4 protein-coding genes are annotated in these 2,783 nt (G+C 72.6%); 2 read left to right on the top strand and 2 right to left on the bottom strand.

What is annotated here, in order from left to right:
• Positions 1–71 precede the first annotated feature (71 nt).
• Positions 72–590, bottom strand: coding sequence for a LytR C-terminal domain-containing protein (locus DKT69_RS26825; protein ID WP_201749878.1), 519 nt, complete (start codon positions 588–590; stop codon positions 72–74).
• A 435-nt stretch (positions 591–1,025) separates the two neighbouring features.
• On the opposite strand from DKT69_RS26825, the gene DKT69_RS26820 reads away from it, so the two are divergent.
• The gene (locus tag DKT69_RS26820; protein ID WP_007075406.1) at positions 1,026–1,322 is read left to right on the top strand and encodes a DUF4193 domain-containing protein; all 297 of its coding nucleotides are present in this window, start codon (positions 1,026–1,028) and stop codon (positions 1,320–1,322) included.
• A 284-nt stretch (positions 1,323–1,606) separates the two neighbouring features.
• Entirely contained in the window at positions 1,607–2,332 is a 726-nt protein-coding gene (locus DKT69_RS26815; RefSeq protein WP_109804284.1) for a hypothetical protein, read from the top strand.
• Positions 2,333–2,341: 9 nt separating this feature from the next.
• On the opposite strand, the gene DKT69_RS26810 is transcribed toward DKT69_RS26815, so the two are convergent.
• A partial coding sequence (locus DKT69_RS26810) for a DUF3093 domain-containing protein (RefSeq protein ID WP_109804282.1) occupies positions 2,342–2,783 on the bottom strand: 442 nt, incomplete at its 5' end.

The raw sequence follows: 2,783 nt of genomic DNA, 5'->3' as shown, positions 1-2,783 counted from the left end.
TCCCAGCGCCCACGCCGTCCTGCCGAGGCGTGCCGTCGCCGCCGGCCGCCGCCGGCGGCGGGAGAGCGGGACTATTTGTCGTCCACCGGCATCGGGCAGGAGCCGGGGGGCGCCACCGGCGAGCCGAGGTCACCGAGGGACTGGTTGACCTCGGTGGTGGTGGCCAACTGCTGGAAGCCGTTGCCCAGGACCACGTCGACCGTGTCGTCCTTGCGCTTCGGGTCGTACTGCCGCTCGGCGTTGTTGAGGAAATAGGCCCGCAGCAGGTGCGCGGAGCCGACACCCTTCGGTCCGAAGCGGAGCAAGGCGACCTCCTCGACTCCCTTCGGCGCGTTGCCTTCCTTCTTCACCTGGAACTTGCGGTTGCGGAAGTCGTCCGCCACGCTGCCGGCAAGGCCCGGCTCCTCGGTGGCGTTGTAGACGTTGATCTTGACGTCCTTCGGCTCGCGCAGGGTCACGTCGGCCAGCGGCCAGCCGTCCGGGCAGCCCGCCGCGGTGCCCACCTTGCCCTGGGTGTCCTTGACCATGGCGACGACGACGAAAACCAGGGCGAGGACCGCCAGCAGACCGACGACAACGAGTGCCCGCACTCGCGCAAAACTCATCTGGGCGCTCCCCGGACAGTGAAAGGGTGGCGGCGGCCGCTGGCGGTCGGGCCGCCCCGCCGGCCGTCGAGTACGCCGCTGAGGTTAACGGTTGTCCGGCCGTCGCGTGGAAACAGCCCGACATACCGGCGCGCCACCCCGGAACCAGGTACTACTACCCCTATCTTCGTGTCGCCTGAGTCACATTGGGAACAACTTCGGGTGCAGGGGCGTACATCTCTGCCGCGAGGGCGGTATACATGCCTCGCCCAAAGGGGGGGTAAGGTTCCGCGCTCGCTGGGGGAGTTTCTCTGGCGGACTCGGCCCACCGGTCTTCGGGTCGGGTGACCGACACAAATGGCGGCCGGCCAGCGGAACCGAAACAGCGTCGTCCGGCGTTACAACCGGAAGCGACCATATCGATATGGGAGAGTGAAACCGATGGCCACCGACTACGACGCCCCGCGTCGCGACGAGGTCGACCTCGGCGAGGACAGCCTCGAAGAGCTCAAGGCCCGGCGGGTCGACTCACAGTCGGGCGCCGTGGACGTTGACGAGGCCGAGGTGGCCGAGAGCTTCGAGCTGCCCGGCGCCGACCTGGCCGACGAGGAGCTCACGGTCAAGGTGCTACCGATGCAGCAGGACGAGTTCCGGTGCGCCCGCTGCTTCCTGGTCCACCACCGCAGCCAGCTCGCGGTCGAGCGCAACGGCGAGCTGATCTGCCGCGAGTGCGTCTGATCCGGACGCGTGTCACCGGCGGCGGCCTCCTGGACGGGGCCGCCGCTGTTCGAGTCGCCGTGCGCCGGCGGCGGGATGCTGCTGACTCAAGACGGGCGGTTTCGAGGCCGGCGGGACTCCGGGAGGTCGGACGGGTGAACGAGCGCAGCGAGCGGGCCGGTGGGCCCGGCGCCGAGGAAACCGACACGAGTCCCGGGCACGGCCCGGTGACCGGTTCCGACGCCTGGCGCGAACCCGGCGCATCGACGACAGCCGGTGGTGACGCCGACGAGCTCGGCGCCACCGTGGCCGCGCTGACCGAGGACGACCTCGAGCCGGCCCGCCGGCGGCAGCTGCTCGCCCGGCTGGTCGGGCAGGCCCGGGCCCGGGGGCTTGCCGACCTGTTCAAGCCGAAGGCCGCCGTCCGCTGGATGGTGGACACCGTCGCCGACGTCGCCCCACGCGTGCCGGTCCGCGACCTGGCCACGCTGCGCCGGCACTTCCCCGGCCTCGACGACGAGGCGCTGGCCGAGCGGCTGATCCGCAACGCCGCCCGGGCGACCGCCGGGGTCGGCGCCGCCGGTGGCGGGGTCGCTGCAGTCGAGTGGGCGGTCACCCCCACCCTGCTCTCCGCGCCCGTGCTGCTGGCCGCAGAGACGGTCGCCGTCGCCGCGATCGAGCTGAAGCTGATCGGTGAGCTGAACGAGGTCTACGGTGTGTCGCTGCCCACCGGGGGCAGGCAGCGCGCCGTCGTCCTGGTGCATTCCTGGGCCAGCGGGCGCGGGATCAACCCGATGATGCCGGGGGTGGGGGTGAGCGCCGTGCTCGCCAACGGCGCCCGCAAGGAGCTGCGGGACGCCCTGCTCAAGCGCTTCGGCCGCAACCTGACCACGCTCGGGCCCTTCCTCACTGGGGCCGCAGTGGCCAGCTACCTCAACCGCCGAAACACCCGGAACCTGGCCGAGCAGCTCCGTCGGGACCTGCGCCGGCAGGGACGGGAGCTGCCCGGGTCACGGCCCGCGCTGCCCTGAGACCGAGGCTCAGCCGGCGTTGCGGGCGGCCATGATCGCCGCGGCCAGCTCGACCGGGTGCCGGGAGCTGACGACCCAGAACGGAGTCGGGTCGGCCGGGTCGTCCAGCACCACCTGGACCGCGCCGCCGACCCACGGCCGCTGCACGACGAAGGCGAGCGGGTCGGCTCCCACGCCGAGCACCTCGCGGCGGCCGGCGGCGTCCAGCGGGACGGCGTCGGCGACGAACCGCACCGGCAGGCGGGCGTCGTCCACCCGCAGCTCGCCGTCGCGGACGGCGACCCGGATCCGGCCCAGCCACCAGAGCGCGGCCACCGTCGCCGGCAGCAGCAGCACGAAGGGCAGCCAGGAACGCAGCCCGCCGGCGCCCATCCAGAGCTCGGTGGCGAGCAGGCCGGCCAGGCCGAGCCCGGCCAGCCAGTACCACCAGGGCAGGCCGAGCCGCTCGGCG

It is taken from the genome of Micromonospora sicca (assembly GCF_003172935.1).
Classification (GTDB): domain Bacteria; phylum Actinomycetota; class Actinomycetes; order Mycobacteriales; family Micromonosporaceae; genus Micromonospora; species Micromonospora sicca.
Note: the sequence above shows the minus strand (reverse complement) of the source record. Positions and strands in the feature narration are given on the sequence as shown.

What these genes read in the sequence shown, in the direction of transcription:
- DKT69_RS26820 (WP_007075406.1), top strand. Translation starts at nt 1,026, where the DNA reads ATGGCCACCGACTACGACGCCCCGCGTCGCGACGAGGTCGACCTCGGC.